The organism is Pseudarthrobacter sp. N5 (assembly GCF_050157035.1).
Classification (GTDB): domain Bacteria; phylum Actinomycetota; class Actinomycetes; order Actinomycetales; family Micrococcaceae; genus Arthrobacter.
In genome coordinates, this window is sequence record NZ_CP189593.1 from 1,108,230 (window position 1) to 1,130,447 (window position 22,218).

21 protein-coding genes are annotated in these 22,218 nt (G+C 63.9%); 12 read left to right on the forward strand and 9 right to left on the reverse strand.

Features of this window, described 5'->3' with window-relative positions; genetic code table 11:
• Nucleotides 1-71: 71 nt before the first annotated feature.
• From ACQCST_RS05530 to ACQCST_RS05540, 3 genes are all read left to right on the forward strand, one after another.
• A complete protein-coding gene (locus ACQCST_RS05530) occupies nt 72-893 on the forward strand; it encodes a DNA/RNA non-specific endonuclease (RefSeq protein WP_426998312.1) in 822 nt (273 codons plus the stop codon).
• 114 nt (nt 894-1,007) lie between these two features.
• Nucleotides 1,008-2,108 carry a lipid II:glycine glycyltransferase FemX gene (locus tag ACQCST_RS05535; protein ID WP_426998313.1) on the forward strand — a complete coding sequence of 367 codons (1,101 nt, stop codon included), beginning with the start codon at nt 1,008-1,010 and terminating at the stop codon, nt 2,106-2,108.
• Between the two features lie 32 nt (nt 2,109-2,140).
• On the forward strand, nt 2,141-3,625 hold the full coding sequence (locus ACQCST_RS05540; protein ID WP_426998314.1) for a threonine/serine ThrE exporter family protein: 1,485 nt from the start codon (nt 2,141-2,143) through the stop codon (nt 3,623-3,625).
• A gap of 73 nt (nt 3,626-3,698) precedes the next feature.
• Here ACQCST_RS05540 and ACQCST_RS05545 read toward each other — a convergent pair whose 3' ends face one another.
• Both ACQCST_RS05545 and ACQCST_RS05550 read right to left on the reverse strand, forming a co-directional pair.
• Nucleotides 3,699-4,538, reverse strand: coding sequence for a siderophore-interacting protein (locus ACQCST_RS05545; RefSeq protein ID WP_426998315.1), 840 nt, complete (start codon nt 4,536-4,538; stop codon nt 3,699-3,701).
• A gap of 15 nt (nt 4,539-4,553) precedes the next feature.
• Nucleotides 4,554-5,333 (reverse strand): uracil-DNA glycosylase, encoded by a 780-nt coding sequence (locus tag ACQCST_RS05550; RefSeq protein ID WP_426998316.1) that lies wholly within the window; start codon nt 5,331-5,333, stop codon nt 4,554-4,556.
• Between the two features lie 127 nt (nt 5,334-5,460).
• On the opposite strand from ACQCST_RS05550, the gene ACQCST_RS05555 reads away from it, so the two are divergent.
• From ACQCST_RS05555 to ACQCST_RS05580, 6 genes are all read left to right on the forward strand, one after another.
• The gene (locus ACQCST_RS05555) at nt 5,461-5,790 is read left to right on the forward strand and encodes a DUF3263 domain-containing protein (RefSeq protein ID WP_426998317.1); all 330 of its coding nucleotides are present in this window, start codon (nt 5,461-5,463) and stop codon (nt 5,788-5,790) included.
• A gap of 49 nt (nt 5,791-5,839) precedes the next feature.
• Entirely contained in the window at nt 5,840-6,445 is a 606-nt protein-coding gene (locus tag ACQCST_RS05560) for a LytR C-terminal domain-containing protein (RefSeq protein ID WP_426998318.1), read from the forward strand.
• A 157-nt stretch (nt 6,446-6,602) separates the two neighbouring features.
• Nucleotides 6,603-6,806 (forward strand): cold-shock protein, encoded by a 204-nt coding sequence (locus tag ACQCST_RS05565; RefSeq protein WP_426999083.1) that lies wholly within the window; start codon nt 6,603-6,605, stop codon nt 6,804-6,806.
• Nucleotides 6,806-8,071, forward strand: a complete 1,266-nt coding sequence (locus tag ACQCST_RS05570) for an ABC transporter substrate-binding protein (protein ID WP_426998319.1) — start codon at nt 6,806-6,808, stop codon at nt 8,069-8,071. The genes ACQCST_RS05565 and ACQCST_RS05570 overlap by 1 nt, the downstream gene beginning before the upstream one ends.
• 296 nt (nt 8,072-8,367) lie before the next feature.
• Complete coding sequence (groL, locus tag ACQCST_RS05575; protein WP_426998320.1) at nt 8,368-9,996, forward strand: chaperonin GroEL; 1,629 nt, start codon at nt 8,368-8,370, stop codon at nt 9,994-9,996.
• Between the two features lie 105 nt (nt 9,997-10,101).
• Nucleotides 10,102-11,142 (forward strand): RNase H family protein, encoded by a 1,041-nt coding sequence (locus tag ACQCST_RS05580; protein WP_426998321.1) that lies wholly within the window; start codon nt 10,102-10,104, stop codon nt 11,140-11,142.
• Here ACQCST_RS05580 and ACQCST_RS05585 read toward each other — a convergent pair.
• The 6 genes from ACQCST_RS05585 to ACQCST_RS05610 all read right to left on the reverse strand — a co-directional run bounded on the left by ACQCST_RS05585 (nt 11,139) and on the right by ACQCST_RS05610 (nt 18,332).
• Complete coding sequence (locus ACQCST_RS05585) at nt 11,139-11,426, reverse strand: WXG100 family type VII secretion target (protein ID WP_426998322.1); 288 nt, start codon at nt 11,424-11,426, stop codon at nt 11,139-11,141. The genes ACQCST_RS05580 and ACQCST_RS05585 overlap by 4 nt on opposite strands.
• Before the next feature lie 106 nt (nt 11,427-11,532).
• Nucleotides 11,533-13,023, reverse strand: coding sequence for an ATP-binding protein (locus ACQCST_RS05590; protein WP_426998323.1), 1,491 nt, complete (start codon nt 13,021-13,023; stop codon nt 11,533-11,535).
• A 2-nt stretch (nt 13,024-13,025) separates the two neighbouring features.
• On the reverse strand, nt 13,026-13,736 hold the full coding sequence (locus ACQCST_RS05595) for a response regulator transcription factor (protein WP_426998324.1): 711 nt from the start codon (nt 13,734-13,736) through the stop codon (nt 13,026-13,028).
• A gap of 139 nt (nt 13,737-13,875) precedes the next feature.
• Entirely contained in the window at nt 13,876-15,522 is a 1,647-nt protein-coding gene (locus ACQCST_RS05600) for a DNA repair helicase XPB (protein ID WP_426998325.1), read from the reverse strand.
• Between the two features lie 13 nt (nt 15,523-15,535).
• Nucleotides 15,536-18,073: a helicase-associated domain-containing protein gene (locus ACQCST_RS05605; protein WP_426998326.1), complete on the reverse strand. Its 2,538-nt coding sequence runs from the start codon at nt 18,071-18,073 to the stop codon at nt 15,536-15,538.
• A gap of 10 nt (nt 18,074-18,083) precedes the next feature.
• On the reverse strand, nt 18,084-18,332 hold the full coding sequence (locus ACQCST_RS05610) for a hypothetical protein (protein ID WP_426998327.1): 249 nt from the start codon (nt 18,330-18,332) through the stop codon (nt 18,084-18,086).
• Between the two features lie 185 nt (nt 18,333-18,517).
• Here ACQCST_RS05610 and ACQCST_RS05615 point away from each other — a divergent pair, with 185 nt between their 5' ends.
• From ACQCST_RS05615 to ACQCST_RS05625, 3 genes are read left to right on the forward strand one after another with little or no spacing between them, the layout of a single operon-like run.
• Nucleotides 18,518-18,901 (forward strand): cold-shock protein, encoded by a 384-nt coding sequence (locus ACQCST_RS05615; RefSeq protein WP_426998328.1) that lies wholly within the window; start codon nt 18,518-18,520, stop codon nt 18,899-18,901.
• Between the two features lie 8 nt (nt 18,902-18,909).
• A complete protein-coding gene (locus ACQCST_RS05620) occupies nt 18,910-19,443 on the forward strand; it encodes a DUF3027 domain-containing protein (protein ID WP_426998329.1) in 534 nt (177 codons plus the stop codon).
• A 45-nt stretch (nt 19,444-19,488) separates the two neighbouring features.
• A complete protein-coding gene (locus ACQCST_RS05625; RefSeq protein WP_426998330.1) occupies nt 19,489-20,808 on the forward strand; it encodes an MFS transporter in 1,320 nt (439 codons plus the stop codon).
• Nucleotides 20,809-20,833: 25 nt separating this feature from the next.
• Here ACQCST_RS05625 and serC read toward each other — a convergent pair whose 3' ends face one another.
• A complete protein-coding gene (serC, locus tag ACQCST_RS05630) occupies nt 20,834-21,964 on the reverse strand; it encodes a phosphoserine transaminase (protein WP_426999084.1) in 1,131 nt (376 codons plus the stop codon).
• Between the last annotated feature and the right edge of the window lie 254 nt (nt 21,965-22,218).

A 22,218-nucleotide genomic window follows, 5' to 3' on the forward strand; every position in this document is an offset into this window, starting at 1 on the left:
GCTGATCTGGAGTCAAGGCGAGTCTTCGTTCACCTCTGTTCAGCACCGTTGCGTGGTGCCACTATTGAGCCATGACTGGGGGATACGACAAAGACTTCCTGAGGGCACGCGTTGAGCTGCCCAGCCCGACGGCGGCTACCGTCCTTCTCGACTACACGCACTTTTCCGTGCGGTTTCATGCTGCCCGCAGGCTCGCAGCCGTCGTCGGGGTCAACATCAAAGGCAGTGAGCTCAACCCCCTTGCCCGTGAGGGAACCTGGCACTTCGATGCCCGCGTTCCGAAGGAGCAGCAGGCGGGCCCGGAGGTGTACAAAAACAATGCCTTTGACCGCGGCCATCTGGTGCGGCGGCTCGATCCCGTGTGGGGGGATGAGGCCACGGCCAAGACCGCAAACCAGGATACCTTCGTCTTCACCAACGCGGCGCCGCAAATCGATGAATTCAACCAGGGGAAGGAACTGTGGTCCGGCCTGGAAGACCACGTGCTCAATCACGCTGACGTTTACGAAGCCAGGTTGAGTGTCTTCACGGGGCTTGTCCTCGCCGCAGACGACCAGCCGTACCGCGGTGTCCTGATCCCCAGAAAGTTCTGGAAGATTGCAGTGTGGACCATGGACGGTATATTGGCCGCGGCCGGATTCGTGCTGGACCAGTCGCCGCTGCTGAACAAGGTGGACCTCAAAAAGGCAATCAGGGAACGCCTGCTGGCGGAGGAACCACCGCCTCTGGGGCCCTACCGTACCTTTCAGGTTCCCATTCAGCAGATCGCCGAACTGACCGGTCTGAGCCTCACCCGCCTGGGTGACGGGGACCGGCTGGTCAAAAGCCAGCGCCCGCTCGGGAAGGAAGCCAAGGCCATCAAGCTGGAAAGTGCTGACCAGATCAGGCTCTGATCCCATAGCCGCGTAGCGGTGATATTTGTCCTTTCAGCGGACGCCAATGTCATCTGGATAGACTTGAGGCTGCATGCCGGGGCATGCAGCCGGAGCACCGCACGCAAAGATTGGATGTTGCACCCTTTGGACCAGGCACACCTGCGAGAATTCACTGCCCGCTTTGCCTCCGCCGAGGAGGTTGCCAACTGGGATTCCAACGTCAGCTCGAACCCCAACGGCGGAAACCTGCTTCAGTCCGAGGCGTTTGCTGCCGTCAAGCAGCACTTTGGCTGGAAGCCCTTGCACCTGGTTTATGAGAGCGCCGACTACACCAGCTACAACCTGGTGCTGGAGAAGTCCTTCCCGGTGTTGGGGAAGCTCTGGTACCTCATCAAGGGACCGGATGTGGCGGCCGTCGGGGATATCCCCGCAATAGCGGCAGCGAATGCCGAGTTCATCCGGAGGGCAAAGCTGGGGGTGTTCGCCGTCAAGATCGAACCGGACATTGTGCTCTCGGACCACGCCCGGCAAGTCATCGAAGGCGCGGGACTGGTCAAGACCCCCAATCTGCAGCCCAACGATTCCACCGCTCTGCTGGACATCTCCCCCGAGGAGAACCAGCTGCTGCGCAATCTGCATTCACGCGGCCGGAACGCCGTCCGCCGGGCCATCCGGGAAGGCGTGGAGGTGCACAATGTGGAGCCCTCCGAGGACAACTTCAAGGCGATGTATGCACTGATGACCACCACAGTGGAAGCGAAGTCCCAGGTGCGGGTCCGCGAATACGACTACTACCGGCAGTTCTGGACTAACTTCATTGACCGTGGCCAGGGCCGGCTGTTGTTCGTTTACGAAAACGGTGTCCCTTCGGTGGGCGCCTTCGTCATCAACTATGGCCGCAAGGGAACGTACAAGGACGGCGGCTCGCTGCAGAAGCGCAGCCAGTACGGCGACTCGCACCTGGTGCAGTGGACGGCCATCAACCAGCTCAAGGAACTGGGCTGCGCAGAATACGATTTCTGCGGAACGCCCCCCAGCGACAAGCTGAAAGACACCGCCAACCCCTTCCACGGACTGGGGCTGTTCAAAACCAGCTTCAGCAAAACGGTCACCGACTTTGTTGGCTGCTACGACCAGGTCCTCAGTCCGCTGAAATACAGGGTCTGGATGGCGGCAGGAGAACGGTTGGCCCGCCAAGTGTACACGCGGCGCACAGGGAAGCAGTTCTACTAAAAAGGCACCATATGTCACGGAGGGAGGCCTGAATGACTGATCGACCCGGTGACCGCCGGAAACCGCACACAGGCGGGCTGCCCAAGACAGAACCGCTCTCGCCGTCCCAGCTGCGCCAGAATGCGGCGGCCAAACACATGCTGCGGCGGCTGGTCCAGGGCGAAAATCCGCCCACCGCCCCGATGAGCATCGTGGACCGTCTGGCCGGGAGCCCTTACGCGAACCCGATGATTCAGGTCGGCGGTGTGGACACCTCGGCTCGCAAGACCATGGACTTCGCACTCCACCTGGCCGAGTCGATGTTCAGGTATGGCGCCGGCGCCCTTGAAGTGGAGACCAGCATCATTGCGGTGACCGCGGCCCTGGGTCTGAAGAACATCGAAGTGGACATCACCAACCAGTCGGTGGTCATCAACTATGCACCCAAGGACCAGACGCCCATCTCGCTGCTGCGTGTGGTCCGGTCCTGGACAAACAACTATGCGGGCCTGGCCAAAGTCCATCAGCTGGTCACGGACATCGTGGCCGGGGGTGTGGGCAGGGACGAGGCCATCCGTCGTCTGGAGGAGGCCATCACCAGCCCCAAACCGTTTCCGCGGTGGATGGTCACGGTGGCATTCGGGGTATTCTCGGCGGCCTATGTAGGAGTACTTGGTGGGGGGCCCGGGGCATCGGCCATAGCTTTCGGGTCCAATATCCTGATCAGCCTGCTGGCTCGGCAGCTGGGCCGCTGGCGTGTTCCCGACTTCTTCACAACGGCATCCTGCTCGTTTGTGGTGACGTTCCTGGCGCTGGTGCTCTGGCAATTCGGGGTCACCGCAGCGCCGGCAATCGTGGTGGTGGGCGGCATCCTGCTGTTGCTGCCCACGGGACGGCTGGTCTCGTCGGTGCAGGACGCCATCAATGGATTCCCGGTGACGGCCGCGGGTCGGTTCCTGTCCACCATGTTGACATTCGGCGCCCTGGTGGCCGGAATAGCTGTCGCGTTTGTGGCGGGCGCCCTGACTGGAATGCAGCCGATCGACATCACGAAAACATTCCCGCCTGCGTATGACTTGTGGTTTGTTGTCATCCTGATCGCCATCGCTGTGATGGCCATAGGAATCACCGAGCAGACAGCCTGGAAACTGCTGTTGCCTACGGCCGGCGTCGGGGTGGTGGGGTACCTTGTCCTGCTCGGTGCCGGCGCAATGGGCATCGGTGACCGCTTTTCCCCCGCCTTGGCTGCAGTGGTAATCGGTCTGTTGGCGCGGGTGCTGGCGTTGAAGATGGGGGCACCGCAGCTAGTGGTGGCCGTCCCGGCAGCACTCATCCTGCTGCCGGGCCTCACAATATTCCGTTCGATGTATGTGTTGACCATCGAGGAATCGGAGATCCTGCTGGGAGCAGGCGGCATGCTCAGAGCGGCAGCAATTGTGCTGGGGGCGGCAGGCGGCATTGTACTGGGCGATACCCTTGCCAGGCCGCTGACCCGCAGCCTCGCCAGTAATGAGCGGCGCCGCGCACGCCGCCGCTAGATACCGCCGCCCGATACCGCTTGCAGATACCGCCCCACCTCACCCAGCATGGCTGGACACCGCCGGATGGCAGCTAGACCTTGCCGATGGGGAGTTTCTTCTCGGCCTGGAAATCGTCCTCGACCCGGCCCGTTGCCCAATAGCCGGAGAGCGAAACCTGGCTCCGGTCCAGGCCCCGCTGCACGAAGAGCACTTCGCGCAGGCTTTTCATGTAGCCGCGCTCGCCATGGGCAAAAACACTGACCTTGCCCGCCGGCCAATCGGCATCCCGTACCGCGCCGACTAGAAGATCGCTGGATCCTGCCGGCGCACCGCCACGTTTCAGCCAGACCAGTTTCAGTGCAGCGGGCGCAGAGATTGCCTGCCTATCGGCGTCGCCGTCCACCTCGAGGAAGGCAAGTCCTTTGGCCTCCGGGGGCAGCGATTCAACGGCCGCGGCGATCGCCGGCAGTGCTGCTTCGTCTCCGGCGAAAAGGTGCCAGTCCGCCGTCGGATCAGGGTTGTAGCCTCCGCCGGGACCGGTGAACACCAGAGCGTCTCCTGCTTGAGCTGCAGCGGCCCATGGCCCGGCGAGGCCCTCGTCGCCGTGGATGACAAAGTCGATGGCCAGCTCCTGCGCGGCTGCGTCCACCCATCGGACCGTGTAGGTGCGTGTGTGCGGCCATTGCTCGCGTGGCATGGATTCACGGATGGACCAAAGGTCAAGTGGCTGGGGGTAGTCCACACCGGGTTGAGGGAAGGCGATCTTGACGTATCTGTCTACAAACGCGTTGTTAACGTAGTCAGCGAACCCTGCGCCGCCGGCCACAATCCGCACCATATTCGGTGACAGCTCTTCGCTGCGGAGCACCGTGAGATTGATCTGCGGCCGGCTGTTCCTGGAAGCGGACGTGGCCGCGGGGACTGAAGTCATAAAAGTAAGCCTAGGCTAAGGAAATGGCGGAATTTCCCAGTCCACCGGGCCTGTGCCCTGCTGCTGCAACAGGGTGTTGGCCCGGCTGAACGGCCGGGAACCGAAGAACCCACGCGATGCGGACAGCGGGCTCGGGTGCGCGCTGGACACCACTGGCGTTTCTCCCAACAGGGGTCGAACGCTTTCAGCGTCCTTGCCCCAGAGCACCGCCACCAGCGGTACTTGGCCTCCGTCTGCGGCGGTGCGGCCGGCAACCGCGGTGACCGCCGCCGTCGTGATCGGCTCCCAGCCTTTCCCCCGGTGCGAGCCGGCGGCCCCGGCGCGCACGCTGAGGACCCTGTTCAGGAGCAGCACCCCCCGATCCGCCCAAACGCCCAGATCGCCATGCACCCGTGCCGGGATACCGAGGTCGGCTTCCAGCTCTTTATAGATGTTGGCCAGGCTCCGGGGGACCGGCCGTGTGCGTCCGTCCACCGAGAACGACAGCCCGACGGCGTGCCCCGGCGTCGGGTAAGGGTCCTGGCCCACAACAAGCACCTTCACCGCCGCCAGCGGCTGCCGGAATGCGCGGAAAACGTTCGACGGCGACGGCAGCACCCGGTGCCCCGCGGCCACCTCTTCAGCAAGAAAGGTCAAGACCTTCCGCAGCTCGCCCTCCACAGGAGCCAATGCATCCGCCCAGTCAGGGGCCACCAACTCACCAAGTGGCAGCCGGGCCATGACATCAAAGCCAACGGTTTCGGCGTCAGGCAACGTGAGCTCGAACAACGGTTCTGAATCAAACACGGTTCCCATTCTCGCAGGCGCCGGCCAAAAGCAGTGCCGCCGGCGCAGGCGACAACCGGGCCGCACGAATGACATGCTTGTCATTCACCCGTAGCATGGGGTGAGGATTTTCATCGGATTCAGCAGGAAGTGTGTCGTGGCAGAGGCAGCGCAGGATCACTTGTCCGGGCAGAACACCGGCAGTTTGTTGCTGGGCGACTTCCGGTTCCGCGACTCGCCGCTCAGTGAGCGGGACCAGCAGATGTTGGCCTTGGAACGGCAGTGGTGGAAATATGCAGGAGCCAAGGAGCAGGCCATCCGCGAGCTGTTCGACCTCTCCGCGACACACTACTATCAGTTCCTCAATGCGCTGATCGATACCGAGGATGCGCTGGCCCACGACCCCATGCTGGTCAAGAGATTGCGTAGACTACGTACGTCACGTCAGCGGGCACGCACTGCACGCCGCCTGGGTTCTGACGAATAAAAGTCGGTGCTGAGCCATCAGCAGCAATCAACAAGGACGTCGCTTCACCATGACCAAATATGCGCGGGACGAATTCGACCGGGTCCCGGAGACCGCCTCACGTCAGGGTGTGCACCGTGCCGTAACGGCACCGCCGCGACGCTCGCTGGCTCCCATTCTTGTGGTGGGAATCGCAGCTCTGGCCATCGGCCTGATCGCGTTCCTGATTCTCCCGAAGCTCGGATTCCTGCCGTCCGGAAGCCCATCCTCAGTCAGCTCTGGAGCACCGGCTGCGTCGCCGCCAGCCGGATCCCCCTCTGCCGGCAACGAACCGTCGGCTTCCGCTGAACCCTCGGTAGCCGCCACGCCGTCGGGCACTCCCACCCCTTCGGCTGGTGCCGTAGACAAGTCCCAGCCCGTTGCCGTCTACAACGGCGCCGGGACAGCCGGACTTGCCGGACGCGTCAGCGCCACCGTCCAGGCGGACGGCTGGACGGTGGGCCCCATGGGCAACTGGGGGGGAGCACCGCAGAAGACATCGGTAATCTTCTACGCCGGAGCAGCACACAGGGCCAATGCAGAGGCTCTTGGCGCACTGCTTAAAATCTCCACGTTCGTGGAGAGTACCGAATTCCAGCAGGCCGAGGTTGTGGTCTTGGGGCCCGGATTCCAGTAGCGGTTCCGGTTACACCTGAATAACTATTAGCTGCTGGCCCGGCTGTCGGCCTCGGCCCGCATCGCTCCTCATGGATAGAGTAATTCCAGGCTTCGATCCGTCATAAGGGCCCACACTGATGTGGGTGCTGCGGGAAGCAACCGAGAGTGGGGAAATCATGGCATTGGGAACCGTTAAGTGGTTCAACGCCGAAAAGGGCTACGGCTTTATTACCGTTGACGGCTCCGGCGATGACGTTTTTGTCCACTGGTCCGCCATCCAAGGAGACGGCTACCGTGCCCTGGATGAGGGTCAGCGTGTGGAGTTCGAAGTCGGCGAAGGCGAAAAAGGCCCGCAGGCCGAAAGCGTCCGGCCCGAGTAGTGACTGTGATCCGTGCCGCTGCGGCCGGTGCTGCCGTGTTGATTGCCCTCACGGCCTGCTCCGGTCAGGCAGGAAACGCACGCCTCGACGCCGTGGACGCAAGCGGAGACGGTACCTTGCGGATCGGCCTGATCCTGGACAATACCGGTAAGCAAAACTTCCTCAACGATTCTCAGCTGGCCGCCGCCAGACTGGCCGTCCAGGAAATCAATGCGGCCGGCGGCCACAAGGGCAAACCTGTGGAGCTCCTGAAGGAGACCGTCGGCGAGGACACGGCTGCGCAGGCGCACGCGCTCGTGGCGGCGAAGGCGGACGTGGTGATCGGGCCCACCGATTCCAGCGGTGCGGCTGCAGCCATCGATGTCCTGTCCAAGGCGAAGATCACGCTGATCTCCCCGGCGAATACGGCGGCCGCCCTGTCAAAGTACAAGAGCGGCGGGTACTATTTCCGGACCGCCGCGGCAGACGTGGCGCAGGCATCGGTTCTGGTCAAGCTGGCGCGGGACGGTGGAGCCAAACGGGTCTCCATTGTGTACGAAGCCGGAAGCTACGGCACGGAAGTTTCCGCCGCCGCCAAGGCCGCAGCCGGGGGCGCCGGCATCGAAGCCGCGCCAGCGGTGGAATTCAAGCCCGGTGACGCCCGGCGGGCCGTGGCTACGGTGAAGGATGCGGCGCCGGATGCCGTGATCCTGATAGCCCGCGAGGGCGCCCAGGGTGCCATCGCTGAACTGAACAACGCCGGAATCTCGGGAAAGAAGCTGATTCTCAGCGACGGCGCCTTCAACAAGTACGGATCCGGCCTCGGCTCCAGCGCCCTCGACGGCGCCCGGGCCGTTGTGCCCGGAGTCTTTCCGTCTGCGCCTTTTCAAGCCGGGCTCGTGGCGGTGGATCCCGGCCTGAAGGACATGACCTTCGCCGCCGAAACCTACGACGCCGTCAATCTCGCCGCGCTCGCAGCTGAAGCGGCAGACGACGACGCCGGTGCGTCCGTTGCGTCATGGCTGATTGCCGTCTCGGGCGGCAACCCCGTAAACGGGGGCACCGCAGGTGCTTCCGGCGGGAGCGCCAAGGTGTGCAAGACCTTCAAGGAATGTCATGATGCGATGACGTCGGGGTCGGCCGTGGATTACGACGGTGAATCGGGGGCGGTCGGCTTTGATGCCAACGGCGATGTCACGGCTGCCAACTACATCGTGTTCACGTACGGCGCCGACAATCTGGCCAAGATGACCGGAAGAGAAACTGCGGGACGCACCTCCGGCTGATCGCTGGGAGCGAATTCCCCGCTGTCCTGACGTGTTTCGCGCGTTCCCTGCTTGCACTCTCCCCGGGGGAGTGCTAATTATTGAGTTAGCACTCCTGCGTACTGACTGCTAAAGCGACGCCCGGTTCCGGCCGGCGCGAAGCCCCCGGCAACAGCACATGGAGCGAAAGAAACACCTGGCTGGGGTGAGATCCCAACAGTCCGGCATACAGAGGCCGGCTGTGAAGGATCGTCCGTCGCGGGCACCGCAGCGAAAGGTTCCTTCTTAACGACTGTCCCGAAAGGACTACTGCCGTTATGTCCAAGATCATTGCATTTGATGAAGAGGCACGCCGCGGCCTCGAGCGGGGCCTGAACATCCTCGCCGACGCCGTTAAGGTCACCCTCGGCCCGCGTGGACGCAACGTCGTCCTCGAAAAGAAGTGGGGGGCCCCCACGATCACCAACGATGGCGTTTCCATCGCCAAGGAGATCGATCTGGAGGACCCGTTCGAAAAGATCGGCGCCGAGCTGGTCAAGGAGGTTGCCAAGAAGACGGATGACGTCGCCGGAGACGGTACCACCACGGCCACCGTGCTGGCACAGGCTCTGGTCAAGGAAGGTCTGCGCAACGTCGCAGCCGGCGCTGACCCGCTATCCCTGAAGCGCGGCATTGAGAAGGCTACCGAGGCCGTCATCAAGGAGCTTCTCGCCTCCGCCAAGGAGATCGAGACCAAGGAAGAGATCGCCGCCACCGCGTCGATCTCCGCCGGTGACAGCGAAATCGGAAACCTCATTGCCGAAGCCCTGGACAAGGTCGGCAAGGAAGGCGTTATCACCGTCGAGGAGTCCAACACCTTCGGCCTGGAGCTTGAGCTCACCGAGGGCATGCGCTTCGACAAGGGATACATCTCCGCGTACTTCGTCACCGACGCAGACCGCCAGGAGGTCGTCCTTGAGGATCCGTACATCCTGGTGGTCAACTCCAAGATCTCCAACGTCAAGGAACTGGTTGCTGTCCTGGAAAAGGTCATGCAGTCCAACAAGCCGCTGCTGATCATTGCTGAAGACATCGAGGGCGAGGCCCTGGCCACCCTGATCGTCAACAAGATCCGCGGCACGTTCAAGTCCGTTGCCGTCAAGGCTCCGGGCTTCGGCGACCGCCGCAAGGCGCAGCTCGCAGACATCGCCATCCTCACCGGTGGCCAGGTCATCGCCGAGGAAGTCGGCCTCAAGCTGGAGACTGCCGGCCTCGAACTGCTGGGCCGCGCCCGCAAGGTTGTTGTCACCAAGGACGAAACCACCATCATCGAGGGTGCAGGCGACGCTGACCAGATCGCAGGCCGCGTATCCCAGATCCGTGTCGAGATCGAGAACTCCGATTCCGACTACGACCGCGAGAAGCTGCAGGAGCGCCTGGCCAAGCTGGCCGGCGGCGTTGCAGTCATCAAGGCCGGTGCCGCAACCGAGGTTGAGCTCAAGGAACGCAAGCACCGCATTGAGGATGCTGTCCGCAACGCAAAGGCCGCAGTTGAAGAAGGCATCGTCGCCGGTGGCGGCGTTGCTCTGATCCAGGCCGGCGTCAAGGCATTCGCGAACCTGCAGCTTGTAGGCGACGAGGCAACCGGCGCGAATATTGTCCGCGTTGCCCTCGAAGCTCCGCTGAAGCAGATCGCTTTCAACGCCGGCCACGAGCCGGGCGTTGTGGTGGACAAGGTCCGCGGCCTGCCTGCAGGCCACGGCCTGAACGCCGCAACCGGCGTCTACGAGGACCTGCTGGCTGCGGGCGTCAACGACCCGGTAAAGGTAACCCGCTCTGCACTGCAGAACGCGGCTTCCATTGCCGGCCTGTTCCTCACCACCGAGGCTGTAGTGGCCGACAAGCCGGAGAAGAACACTCCGGCCATGGGTGGCGGCGACGACATGGGCGGTATGGGCGGTTTCTAACCTCCCGGCTTTTCCAGCCACATAACAACGGCGGTTCCACCCTCGGGTGGGGCCGCCGTTTTGTGTAGTCCCGTAGGTGCCCGGGATGTCTGGCAGGATGGATCCGTGACAATTACTGCAGCGGCCGACGGTTCGGCTTTAGGAAATCCCGGCCCGGCCGGATGGGCATGGTACGTAAATGACGATTGCTGGCGCGCCGGGGGATGGCCGCATGGCACCAACAACCAGGGCGAGCTTATGGCCGTGCTGGATCTCTTCCGCTCCACGGCGCACCTGGCACAGGAGGATCTGAGAATCCTTTGCGACAGCCAGTACGTCATAAACTCCGTGACCAAGTGGATGCCGGGGTGGAAGCGGAAGGGCTGGCGCAAGGCCGACGGCAAGCCTGTCCTGAATGTGGAACTGCTCAAGGAGATAGACCGCGAAATTTCGGGCCGCAAGTACACCTTCGAATGGGTCAAGGGGCACGCCGGACACCACTTGAATGAAGCGGCCGATGACCGTGCACGAGCCGCGGCCACAGCCTTCCAGCAGGGTGTCGCAGCGCGCTCCGGGCCTGGATTCGCCGGAGCCTCGGCGGCCGGAGAAGACGATTCTCAACAGGTGCCGGAACCGGCCGGACCGTCGAGTCACCTCGAAGCTGATCCGATGAGCGGGCAACGATCTCTCAGCGACCTACGTTCTCTCAGCGCCCAGTCTCACAACGGGCCGTCGTTCAACCGGCCGTCGTTCAATGAGCCGGACCTTTTTAGCGAACTGGATGGCGATCCGTTCGCCGAAGGATCGGGCCAGGCGGCCGGAGAGCCCAGCGCCGAGGCAACCGTTGAGGCGCTCGAACGTGAACTGCTCCGGCCGGACGTCCGCAGCGACGTCGGACGGACTGGTGTGCTGCTGCACCCGGAGTTCACTGAGATTGGCAGCTCGGGCCGGATCTGGACCCGTGACGCCATGATGATGTCCTTGGAGGGGGACCCGGGGGACCGGACCGAGCTGGAGATTCTTGGCGCAGACCGCATCGGCACCAGCGCGGTCTTGCTGACGTACCGAAGCTACTCGCGCTCAGGCACGGCCCTCCGAAGCTCACTGTGGGTGCTGGATGGCAGCCAGTGGAGGTTGCGTTTCCATCAGGGCACCCTGGAGGGCTAGCTGAACCGCTGCGTATTTCCCTGTTCCGCCTGGGCATAGCTGGAGGCTGCTGAGGCCAGGGCAAGGTTGATGGATGCCAGGGAGGCCTCCACTTTCCCCTGGGTCAGGGTCCATTCGTTGACGAGCGACTGGAAGTTGGTGGCCGCGGATCCTCGCCATGTGGCCTGGAGCTCGTCCAGGCCACGCTTCATGGTCTGGACGTCGGCACTGATGCGGTCCACGGTGGCCTTGACGTTGGCTGACTTGAGCTGGAGGAGTTCGGTATCGACGGAAATGATGCTCATGGCTGAGGCCTCTCGACGTGGGGGATAGCTTCCTGTTCGGCCCGGAGTGTCCCGACCAATACCTCGAGCCTACGGAGGCGGCGGCTGGCGGCGCCATGGCGATTGCCTATATGTGGATAACCTCGCTGTCGCCGTGGTCGGAGTTGTCGCCGTCCTTCTTTTCCTCGGAATCGTCCCTTACCGGAAGGCTGACAACCAGGGTTGCACCGCCGCCGTGGGTCGCTTCAATTCGTACGGTACCGCCGTGCGATCCCACGATGGCGGACACAATGGCCAGCCCCAGGCCGCTGCCGCCGGTCTCACGGGTCCGGGAGGTGTCGGCACGGTAGAAACGTTCGAACACCTTGGATGCCTCGCTTTCTGAAATACCGGCCCCATGGTCACGGACTTCAATAACGGAGCGGCGCTGGCCATCACCGTCGGTCCGCGTGCCGACGGCGAATTCGATGGGACTTCCCTCCGGGGTGTAGCGCAGGGCGTTGCCGGCCAGGTTGCCCACCACTTGGCGGAGCTTTGACTCGTCCCCCAGCACGGGTGCGGGGGAGGTGCTGTCGCCGTCGAGGCCGGTGAGCGAAATGACGCGGTTCCTGTCGCTGGCCTGAGTGTCCACCATGGCGTCGTGTGCGATCAGCTGGAGATCAACGGGTTTTTGCTGCAGGGGCCGCTGCTCATCGAGCCTGGCAAGGAGCAGGAGGTCCTCCACCATGGAGCCCATCCTTTTGGCTTCGCTTTCAATCCGGCCCATCGCCGTGGAGACGTCCTCTTCTGTTGCCAGCGCGCCGTGCCGGTACAGCTCGGAGAACCCGCGAATAGTGACCAGCGGGGTGCGCAGTTCGTGGGAGGCATCGGCGGCAAAGCGCCGCATGCGGCCCTCGGAAGCCATTCTGGCGGCGAAGGCCGTTTCGACGTGGGCCAGCATGGCGTTGAGCGAGCTGCCCAGGCGGCCCACCTCGGTGCCGGGGTTTTCCACATCCACACGCCGGGAAAGATCTCCGGCGGCGATTGCTGCCGCAGTCCTTTCCACCCGCACGAGTGGCCGGAAGGACCTCGAAACCGTCCAGCTGGCAATAAAGAACACGAGAAGCAGGGTCAGCAACCCCACGCCAGCCACCATAACAGCGGCATGCTCCACCACTTCATTCACGGGCTGCAGCGGAAGCCCCACGATCATCACTGCACTGCGCCCGCTGTTGTCCAGGACGTTGACCGCCACCACTCGCCAGCTGCTGCCATCAGTGCCGCGGACCTGGAACGGTTTGTTCTGGCGGGCTCGTGCGTCGGTAGCCGAGATGGAGTCAATATCCGGGTGGACGTCCTGGCTTCCGCCATACACGTACGCCGGCTGACCCGGGCTATAGAGAAGCAGCGAATAGTCCGTGGGGACGCTCGAGTTGGGGGCCTGCAGCTGGCTAAATGACTGCTGCTGGTGGGCCAGATCCACGGCAGCCCGGAGCTTGTCGTCGACCTGGCCTTGGAGGAAACTGTGCACCAGGGTCAAGGTGCCCGTCCCGGTAACGGCCAGCGCCACGAGAAGAAGCGCCATCATGATGGCCACCAGCTGTGACCTCAGCGAGGCGGATTTCCACCGTTTCAGCAAGGTCAGCGCTTCTCTGCCGTCCGCAGCACATAGCCGACGCCGCGCTTGGTCTGGATGAGGGCCGGGGCCTCGGGATCGATGTCAACCTTGCGGCGCAGGTACGAGATGTAGGACTCAACGATGGAGGCATCACCGTTGAAGTCGTACTCCCACACATGGTCCAGGATCTGGGCCTTGGACAGGACACGGTTGGGGTTCAGCATCAGGTACCGGAGCAGCTTGAATTCGGTGGGGGACAGCTCGATGACGGTGCCGCCGCGGCGTACTTCGTGGGCGTCGTCGTCGAGCTCCAGGTCATCAACGCGGATCACGGCGTCATCGTCCAACATGGGTTGGGTGCGACGCAACACAGCCCGGATCCGGGCCACTACCTCGTCCAGGCTGAAGGGCTTGGTGACGTAGTCGTCCCCACCCACGGTGAGGCCGGTGACCTTGTCCTCGGTGTCGTCCTTTGCGGTGAGGAACAGCACCGGGAAGTGCTTTCCTGCGGCACGCAGCCGGCGCGTGACGGTAAAGCCATCCATATCCGGGAGCATCACGTCCAGCACCGCGAGGTCCGGGGAATGGAGCTCGGCAGCGTCCAGGGCCTCGCGGCCGGTGCCCACCGAAACAACCTCGAAGCCCGCGAAGCGCAGGGAGGTGGAAAGCAGCTCGCGGATGTTGGGTTCATCATCGACGACAAGGAGCTTGGCTTCAGGACCGTTCTTTTTCATAACTCCCATGATGCTCCCAGTAACTGGGAGTTTTCTGGGTGGATGCTGTGTGTTTTATGTGTCGTCACGGTCCCGTGGGTTCGGTCCGGTGCCACAGCGTGGCACCGGCGGACGTCAGCCTTCAATAGCCAGGGTTGAGCTATTGCGCCTGGCCCACGTCCTTGGCATCCATAATCCGGTAGGCGTAGCCCTGCTCGGCAAGGAAGCGCTGGCGCTTTGCCGCGAAGTCCTGGTCCAGGGTGTCCCGCGCTACCAGCGAGTAAAAACGTGCCGCGCGGCCATCCTTCTTGGGCCGCAGCAGGCGGCCCAAGCGCTGGGCCTCCTCCTGCCGGGAACCGAAGGATCCGGAGACCTGGATGGCCACGGAAGCTTCCGGCAGATCGATCGAGAAATTGGCCACCTTGGACACCACCAGCGTCTGCACTTCCCCGGACCGGAAGGCTGCAAAAAGCTTCTGCCGTTCCTTCACCGATGTTTCGCCTTTGATGACCGGGGCCTGCAGGCGCTCGCCGATCTCATCCAGCTGGTCGATGTACTGGCCGATCACCAGCAGCTGCTCGCCCTTGTGCTGTGCAACGAGCTGCTCCACCACCTTGGTTTTGGTCTCCGAGGTGGCGCACAGCCGGTACTTGTCCGCGTCCTCGGCCATCGCGTACGCAACCCGTTCATCGCGGGGCAAGTCCACCCGGACTTCCACGCAGTCCGCCGGCGCAATGTAGCCCTGCGCCTCGATGTCCTTCCACGGCGCGTCATACCGCTTGGGGCCGATGAGGCTGAACACCTCGCCTTCGCGTCCGTCCTCGCGCACCAGCGTGGCGGTCAGCCCCAGACGACGGCGGGCCTGGAGATCCGCCGTCATCCGGAAGATCGGTGCAGGCAGCAGATGGACCTCGTCATAGATGATCAGCCCCCAGTCGTTCCCGTCCAGCAATTCAAGGTGCGCGTACAGGCCGCCGCGCTTGGTGGTGAGGACCTGGTACGTGGCGATAGTGACCGGCCGGACTTCCTTCACCGCGCCGGAGTATTCGCCGATTTCATCCTCCGTGAGCGAGGTGCGCTTGAGCAGCTCATCCTTCCACTGCCGTGCCGAGACGGTGTTGGTCACCAGGATGAGGGTGGTGGTGGAGCTCACGGCCATGGCGGCGGCACCCACGAGGGTTTTTCCGGCGCCGCAGGGGAGTACCACCACACCGCTGCCTCCGGCCCAGAAATTCTCCGTGGCCAGCTGCTGGTAGGGCCGCAGCTTCCAGCCGTCCTCGTTCAGGGCAATCAGGTGCGGGGTGCCGTCCACGTAGCCCGCGAGGTCCTCGGCCGGCCATCCGATTTTCAGCAGCAGCTGCTTGAGCTGGCCGCGCTGGGACGAATGCACCACCACGGTTTCGCCGTCGATCCGCGGACCCAGCAATGGCTGGATCTTCTTGGCGCGGATCACTTCCTCGAGCACAGGGTAGTCGTTGGTGCGCATCACCAGACCGTGCTGGGGGTCCTTTTCCAGCCGCAGCCGCCCATAGCGGGACATGGTTTCTTCAATGTCGATCAGGAGCGAGTGCGGTACCGGGAAGCGTGAGTACTTGAGCAGGGTGTCCAGCACCCGTTCAGCGTCCAGCCCCGCCGCACGGGCATTCCATAGCCCCAGGGGCGTCAGCCGGTAGCTGTGCATGTGTTCCGGGGCGCGCTCCAGCTCGGCGAAGGCCGCGATGGCATGCCGTGCCTCGGTAGCGAGCTCGTGATCGACCTCCAGGAGAATGGTTTTGTCGCTCTGGACAATCAGCGGACCGTTGTTCACGCGGGGTAGTCCTTCACTGGCGCAATTCCTCCGCTGCCTCGATGTCCGCGTTTGCCCGGATATCCGCCGTTGCCTGGATATCCATGATCCGATGAATGGAGAGCACCCGCTCGGTGTCCTTGGCGGGATCAAGAACCCTGACACGCCCCCCGCTCACCGATACTGGAACAACCGTCTCGACACTGGCATTCCCCAGCCCGTCCACCACGTTCATGGTGACGCGCTGTTTGAGCCGGATGGCTTTCTGCAGTGTTTCGAGCCCCAGCTGAGTGGCTTCCTCGCCGCTGGACACCCTGGCCGGGGCGGGCGCGCCGTTGGAGCTGCCGCCGGCGGCGGGCGCGACGTTCCGCAGCACCGCAAGCTGGGCATCGACGTCGGCCTCCGGTGGCGCGGTACGCGGAGCGCTGTACACGGGACGTGTACTTCCCGGCACTGCCGTGGTGCGGCGCAGCCTTACGACGGCGGGCTCGGACTCTTCGACAGAGGGCGATAGTCCCAGCCCGCGCAGCACGTGCGCGGTTTCCCGTGGCGGGGCGTGGGATATCAGCACGGTGGGCGCAATCCGTGCCAGGCCCAGGCCCGCAGCGTTGGATTCCCTGGAGAGCTCCAGCAGGGCAGCTTCGTCGTCGCTCTGGATGAAGCTGGCGGCCTGGCCCACCCGCAGGCTGCCGTGCCGGGCAGCTGTGTCCTCAACGAGATACTCCAGCGGCTGCGGAACAGCGGTGGCCGAATGCTCCCGGAGAAATTCCAGCAGGCCCGTTGCACTCTGGCCGGCGTCAAGCGCGCGCCGGATGGAGGCAACTGAGAAGCGGTAGATGGTGGCGGGACCCCGGCCTTCGGCGTCAGACATCCGGAGCAGCTTGTCGCTCAGTTCCGGAGTCAGATAGCCAGGTGCCACCGCCGTCAGGTCAGCCTGCAGCAGCACGTGGTTCAGTGCCGCGGGAAGGTGCTCGCCCAGCACACTGAGGGCGTCGTCAGGCCTGTCCGCGGCAATCGCCGTTCCCAGCTGGCTCAGCGCCCCGGAACCGATCAGCCCCAGCATCTCGGCTTCGGCCAGTACACCTCGTATCAGGGAACTGAAGCGCCTGGCCATCCGGGGCTGCGACCATTCGGCACGCTGAAGCACAGCAGCGGCGTCAAGCACCGGCGCCCGGCCATCCGCGGCCGCGGCCTCGACGGTGAGCTCGTTCAGTATTTCCAGGATCCGCTTCCGGACCACCGGCGCATCGGGCCGCTGCGCTTCGGCGGACAGGGCATTGATCACAGTGCCGGCGGCACCATGATGGGCCGCCGGTGCGGAGCCCGGTCCGTTGATGGGTTGTCCCACCAGCGACGGAGCACGCTCGCTCGCGAGCCAGGCATTTACCAGCCACAGCCATTGTTCCTGACGTGGGAGCGTCAGCCACTCCAGCTGGGGAGGCTGGACCCAGGTGGAGCTGTCCACGTCCAGTCGGAGCAGGCCGGCCAGGGCACACAGTTCCAGGAGCAGTCCGGCCCGGTGCTGTTCGATCCGCAGGGCCTCCGCCAGCCGTTTCATCTCGCGGACGCCCACGCCGCCGCTCCGGAGCGTCGCCAGAGGCTGATCCCGGGCAATGTACAGGAGCTCGCCCGCCAGCCGAAGGGTCTCAGCGATGGCACCGAGGGCGGCATTTCGCCGCAGCATGGCGCTGGTCTCGCCCAGCCGGGCCACCGGCGGTGTCAGAGTGAAGTTGTCAATCACGGCGCCCCCGCGCAGGGCAACGCCAACACTATGCGGCAATTCCACATGTGCGGCGTCCAATGGCACCAGCAGTCCTCTGGCCAGCAGCCAGTCAACAGGCCCGACGTCGGCCCCCTCGTTCGCCACGGAGACCTTTCGTTGCGCCTGGGGGACGGCACCCATGGCCCAGTTTCCGAACCTGGCGAGCAACGCCGTCGTGCGTTCCGGTGCGGTGGCCAGCAGATCCTGAAGGGATGCCGGGTCCGAGGTCCAGCGGTGCAACGCGAGTGCCGCGTCCATGGGAGTGGTGGCCTGGTGGATGGAGGCGCCGCTATGGTGCAGCTCGGCAACCAGCTGCACCACCCGCTGGGCGAAGGCCGGCTGCAGGCGGACCAGCTCGGTATAACTCCTGCCCAGGCCGGCCGGATAGATCCCCACCACGTCCTTGAGGCTGCCCACTGGCAGATAATAGCGCTGCCGGGAACCGGCCGGAGTGGCGCCGTGCGGCGGCTCGGCGCGATGTACCAGGGCCAGCTCTTGAAGCGCGAGCAGGATCCGCTCGATCGCAGCAACGGTGGAACCGGTAATCAGCTTCTTCAGCATTGCAGCCGAGGCGCTGTGGGCAGTGTCTGTGTTGGTGCACAGGTGAACGGTTTCAAGTACTTGCATTTCAGGCCGGTTGAGCCGCTCCAAGGCCCGCTGCACACTCACCCGGGCACTGGCCCGGGCAGCCAGTGCGGCGAAGTCCGGGACGCCGGGCGAAATCAGATCCGGCCGCGCAGCGAACAGCGCACGCAACGAATCGTCGCTGCGTGCCTCCAGTTCCTTGCTGAGGGCGCGAATGAGGGACATCAGTCCAACGTTACCGTCCGACGGGCTTACCGTCTGGTGCTGCTCCTCGCGTGCGGCGGCCAGCCACGCCGTCGAGCACCAGGAACAGCATCAGCAGGAAGGCCACTGGAAGCCCGTACAGGGCTGCGGATGTCACCCACACCGGGGAAGTGAGGCCGGAAAACGCCATAATCATCACCGTTCCCACTGCCGCAAGGGAAAGCAGTGCCACAACCGCTGAGATGATCAACAGGGGCCGCCGGTAACGCGTGGGTGTCATGAAAGTAACGCTAACAGTCCTGCCCGGTTCCGCGCCGCAAAGAGGGTTTCCGGTGCCAGGCAGGATAACCTTGAAGGAACAGACCAACATGGACCAGGCAGTCAGACCCTGAACCCGCATATCAGTGCGGATGCGGTGACCGCCGGCCGTGTCTCAAGATGTTCAGAACGAAGAAGGTTGATTACGTGCCTACCGGCAAGGTCAAGTGGTATGACAAGGAAAAAGGGTTCGGATTCCTCGCAGGCGAGGACGGCCAGGAAGTCTTCCTGCCCAAATCGTCGCTGCCTGAAGGCATAACCGAGCTCAAAGCGGGCACCCGGGTTGAGTTTGGTGTGGCTGACGGACGCAAGGGCGCACAGGCTCTTGGCCTGCGCGTGCTGGACAAGGTGCCCTCCATCGCCAAAGCCAAGCGGACCAATGCCAAAGATCTCGCACCGCTGGTCCAGGACCTCGTGTCCGTGCTGGACAATCTCTCCGGCACACTGTCCGCAGGCAAATATCCGGAAGGCAACAAGGGCAAGGCCATCGCTGTTGCCCTGCGTAAGGTTGCCGACGAGCTGGACGCCTAGGCATCCCCGTGACGGAAGCTGAACAGCCCGCTCCCGCTGCTGAAACCAAAGCAGTATCAAAACCGCGCTTCGGAGTGCCCGTGTGGCGCACCGGAAAGCCGGACGCTGTCCTTGCCGCCGCGGTGGATTTCGCCCGCGACGCCGTGAAGGGCATCGCACAGCCACATGAAATCGGACAACATCTCGCTGCCCGCACCGAAGGGGACCGGGTGGTGACCCACGTCTTTGAGTCGCGGATGCCCGGGTACCTGGGCTGGCAGTGGTACGCCGTGCTGACGCGCAACTCCCGGTCCAAGGTGATCACGGTCAATGAGCTGGGCCTGCTGCCGTCCGAGGACTCGGTCCTCTCGCCGGAATGGATCCCCTGGGCCGAACGGGTCCGCCCGGAGGACGCCAGGGAAGACGGGAGTTCGGAAGAACCCCTTTCGGAGCAACCCCGTTCCGACGAGCCGGCGCAGGAATCCGTTGATGACATTGCCGGGCTTGCGGGTTTTGAATCCGACGAGGAATCAGACGATGAACCCGCCCGCGAGGCTGACTAGGACGTTGGAACCGTCCGGGATTGAGCATCATGAAGGCTGGCGTTGATGTCCACCTTCAAGTCCCTGCACCTTCCCAGCTACCGCATATGGTTCATCGGCGCACTGGTTTCGAACATCGGAACCTGGATGCAGCGGACTGCCCAGGACTGGCTGGTCTTTGACCACCTGACCGAGCACGACGCCGGTGCCATGGGTATCACCATGGCCCTCCAGCTGGGCCCCCAGCTCTTCCTCGCCCCTGTTGCCGGCCTCGTCGCAGACCGGTACAACCGAAAACAGCTCCTAGCCATGACACAGTCCGCCATGGCGCTGCTCAGCACCGGGCTGGGAATCCTGGTGGTCGTGGGTGCAGGCCAGCTGTGGCACGTCTACGGCTTCGCCCTGCTCCTGGGCCTGGTCTCGGCCGTGGATGCCCCGGTCCGCCAGACCTTTGTTTCCGAACTGGTGCGGGACGACTACCTGCCCAATGCCGTGGCACTGAACAGCGCATCGTTCAACGTTGCCCGGATGATCGGCCCTGCCGTGGCCGGAATGCTCACCGTGGCTGTCGGGCCGGGCTGGGTTTTCCTGATCAACACGTTCACCTTCCTTGCGCTCCTGCTGAGCCTCTGTAAGATCCCCGCGGACTCGCTACGTATTCTGCCCCGGGCGGCAGCAGGGAAGGGGCGCATCCGGGAAGGCCTGCGCTATGTAGGGTTCCGGCCGGACATTGTGGTGGTCCTGGTGGCGGTCTTCATCGTGGGCACCCTGGGGCTGAACTTTGTGCTGTTCATCGCGGCAATGGTGGGCACGGAGTTTGGTATGGATGCCGGCGCATTCGGGCTGATGAATTCCATCATGGCCATCGGCTCGGTGGCGGGAGCACTGCTGTCGGCCCGGCGCAGCAAACCGCGCCTGCGGATCATTTTCGGCGCTGCCGGCGCTTTTGGCGTGACTTCCGGGCTGGCCGCCCTCGCGCCGGATTACTTCTGGTTCGGAGTGGCGCTTGTTCCTGTGGGACTCTTCGCACTGACCATGATGACCAGCGCCAACGGTTACGTCCAGACCACCACCGATCCGGTGATGCGCGGCCGTGTCATGGCTCTGTACATGGCGATTTTTATGGGCGGCACCCCTATCGGTGCGCCACTGGTGGGCTGGGTGGCCAACGTGGCGGGACCGCGGTGGTCCCTGTCAGTCGCGGCGGCTTCGGGGCTGATCGCGGCGCTGATCGGCATGATCTGGATTATCCGCGCCAAGCAGTTGCGACTGCAGTTCAACCGGCGCGCCCGCGGCCTGCGCCAGTTCAGGCTTGTCTCGGGGGCCGGGTCCAACAACAACGGCGCCGCCGGGGCAGACACCCCGGACGACGCCGTCGAACATTGACGCTTCAGCGGGGCTGCAGCCGGAGCTACTTGCTCAGCTCGCCCACCACATAGTCGATGCAGGCCAGGAGCGCCGTAACGTCAGAAGGCTCGATGGCCACGAAAGTGGCGATGCGGAGCTGGTTGCGTCCCAGCTTGCGGTACGGCTCGGTGTCAACGATCCCGTTGGCGCGCAGCACCTTGGCGATCGCAGCCGCATCAATCGAGTCGTCGAAATCAATCGTGGCGATGACGTTGGAGCGGTCCTCGGCCTTGGCCACGAACGGGGTGGCGTACGCGGAAGCCTCGGCCCAGCTATAGATACGGCCCGCGGAATCGGCGGTGCGGGCTGACGCGAAGTCCAGTCCGCCGTTGGAATTCAGCCACTGCACCTGGGCATCGAGTGTCACCAGGGTGGCCAGCGACGGGGTGTTGTACGTCTGGTTCAGCCTGGAGTTGTCGATCGCGGTCTGCAGGTCCAGGAAATCGGGGATCCAGCGTCCGCTGGCCTTGATCCCGGCGGCACGCTCCAGGGCGGCGGGGGAGAAGAGGCCCAGCCATAGGCCGCCGTCGGAAGCAAAGTTCTTCTGCGGGGCGAAGTAGTAGACGTCCGTCTCGGCAACGTCCACGTCCAGGCCGCCGGCCGCAGACGTGGCATCCACCAGGACGAGCGATCCTTCGTCCGCGCCGGCCACGCGCTGTACCGGTGCGGCCACGCCTGTGGACGTCTCGTTCTGGGGCCAGGCGTAAACATCCACTCCGGCCTCGGCTCGAGGTTCCGGGCGGGTTCCCGGCTCGGCTTTGATGATGGAGGAGGCGTCCAGGAACGGGGCGTTGTTCGTGGCCGAGGCAAACTTGGAGCCGAACTCGCCGAAGGACAGGTGCTGAGCCTTCTTCTCCACCAGGCCGAAACCGGCCACATCCCAGAAGGCCGTGGAGCCGCCGACGCCCAGGATGACTTCGTAGCCCTCCGGAGCGCGGAAGAACTGGCTGAGGCCATCACGCACGGAACCCACCAGGTTCTTGACGGGGGCCTGGCGGTGTGAAGTTCCCAGGATCGTGGTGGAAGCCGCTGAGAGGGCCTCGATCTGTTCCGGCCGGACCTTGGACGGTCCGGCGCCGAACCGCCCGTCCCGGGGCAGGAGATTTGCGGGGATAGTGATGCTGGCGTCGCTCACAGTGGCTCCAATTTTCGGCATGGACTTACGGTTCGGCTTGCAGGTGCAGTTGGCCCGGCTGATAAGGGCGGTGCCACGAAGACTCCTGTTTATTCTGCCTGACGGCCCGTTTGAGCGGGAACCCGGTCCGTCATAGTCCAGTCATTGAGACAGCAGCGGATCGGCACCCGGTGGATTATCCGGACTAATTCAAAATAGGTTAAGCTTTCACCGGACATACGTCGCTGCGGGTACGCGATACGGTGGAACTGACG